Raw genomic sequence first — 1,186 nt, 5'->3', positions numbered from 1 at the left:
CCCAGGGGATCGTGATCGAGACCGGATAGGTCGAGCCCAGCAGTGCGATGATCCCGAGCACGCCGTAGAGGGACCCGATCAGCAGCCCCAGCACGGCGCCGACCGCGGCGAGCAGCACCCCCTCCCAGCCGAGCATCGCCCGCATCTGCCGGCGCGTCGTGCCCAGGGCGCGCAGCAGCGCGTTCTCCCCGGTGCGCTCGACCACGCCGAGGCTGAGCGTGTTGGCGACCCCGACCAGGGCGACGAGCACCGCGACCGCGAGCAGCGCCACGGTGATGCCCAGCAGGGTGTCGAGGATCCGTGCGTAGGACTCGCGGTCGGCGCCGCCGGGATCGCTGCTCGCCCCTTCGAAGCCCTCGGAGGCGGAGAGCTGGTCGACCGAGGAGATCAGCTCGAACACGTCGATCCCCTCGCGCTCGGCGGTGCCGGGATCGGCGAAGTCCGCGAGCACGACCGGGGTGGTCCCCTCCCCGAGGAGCTGCTCGAGCGTCGCCGGGGTCACCAGCGACATCTGCAGGTTCGCGTCCACCTGGACGCGCAGCTCGCGGCTTCGTCCGTCGGCCCCCTCGAGGGAGAGGACCTGGCCGTCGTGGACGCCGAAGCGCTCGGCCCGCTCCTGGCCGAGCAGCACCGTGCCGTCGGCGAGCTCGTCCGCCATCTCGGGACGGTGGGAGACCTCCCGCACCGTCTCGGGGGTCACGGAGTACAGGGTCATCGGCTCGCCGGCGCCGACCTCGACGTCCCCGCGCTCCCCGGCGTGGGCGGCATCCATGCCCTCGATCGCGGCGACCTGCTCGGCGGCATCCTCGGGCATCGCCTCCGCGGAGAGGACCAGGTCGATCGGTCGACGGGAGTCCAGCTCCGAGGTCAGGGTCGCCTCCGCAGTGCGCGCGCCGACGGTCATCATCGTCATGAGCGTGGTGCCGATCAGGAGGGCCGCGATCGTCGCCGCGCTGCGGCGCGGATTGCGGGCCACGTTCGCCCCGGCGATCCGGGCGGGCAGCCCGCCCAGAAGCGCTCCGAGACGGGCGGCGAGGGCCGCGAGGGGCCGGGTGAGCGTGACGAGCACGAGCATCACGCCGGTGAAGCTCAGCACGCCTCCGCCTATCGTCGCGAGGATGCCGAGCGCGGCGACCCCGTTCATGGCCAGCGCGGTGCCGCCGACGAGCGCGGCCACGCCGAGCAC

Annotated in this window: 1 protein-coding gene; it reads right to left on the bottom strand. The window is 73.5% G+C overall.

Going from position 1 to position 1,186, the window contains the following annotated elements; translation table 11 throughout:
* On the bottom strand, nt 1-1,186 hold a 1,186-nt coding region (locus tag HMPREF3159_RS05420), incomplete at both ends, for an FtsX-like permease family protein (RefSeq protein ID WP_141748085.1).

The sequence above is a fragment of the Brachybacterium sp. HMSC06H03 genome, assembly GCF_001807385.1.
In the GTDB taxonomy this organism is placed as follows: Bacteria; Actinomycetota; Actinomycetes; order Actinomycetales; family Dermabacteraceae; genus Brachybacterium; species Brachybacterium conglomeratum.
This window is presented reverse-complemented; position numbering and strand designations above follow the sequence as displayed.